Annotated in this window: 1 protein-coding gene; it reads right to left on the bottom strand. The window is 41.8% G+C overall.

What is annotated here, in order from left to right; genetic code table 11:
* Positions 1 to 236: 236 nt before the first annotated feature.
* Positions 237 to 376, bottom strand: a 140-nt coding sequence (locus ACM0OX_RS35780; RefSeq protein WP_414519960.1) for a phage tail protein, incomplete at its 5' end; no start/stop codon positions are given.

Below are 376 nucleotides of genomic sequence, written 5' to 3'. Positions count from 1 at the left end.
TAAGTCCCCACTCCCAGATATTTAACAGTTCCGAGGCTGATAGCGATCGCATATAGGAGTCGTATAGTTAATTTCCTGCTGGTTAAACTTAAATCTTGATTAACTAAGTACAGCTTTGTGTAAAATCGTGGCGAATTGAGGTATGAGATTTAAACGCAAAGGGGCGCAGAGGGAAGCGCAGGGGCACGCAGAGAATTCGCTACGAATTAATGAAATGTTGTACTAAGCCGAGTTAATCATGAAGCACGTTCCCAACCTTCGTTTTCTATCTTTATGTACTCGATAGCGACAGCATTAGCACTAGCATCCAAGTCTGGTAAAGCTTGATATTCTGAAACCCAGCAACCAAAAATGTTATATGAAGTCGCTTTCTGAC

The organism is Nostoc sp. PCC 9305 (assembly GCF_963920915.1).
In the GTDB taxonomy this organism is placed as follows: domain Bacteria; phylum Cyanobacteriota; class Cyanobacteriia; order Cyanobacteriales; family Nostocaceae; genus Nostoc.
This window is presented reverse-complemented; position numbering and strand designations above follow the sequence as displayed.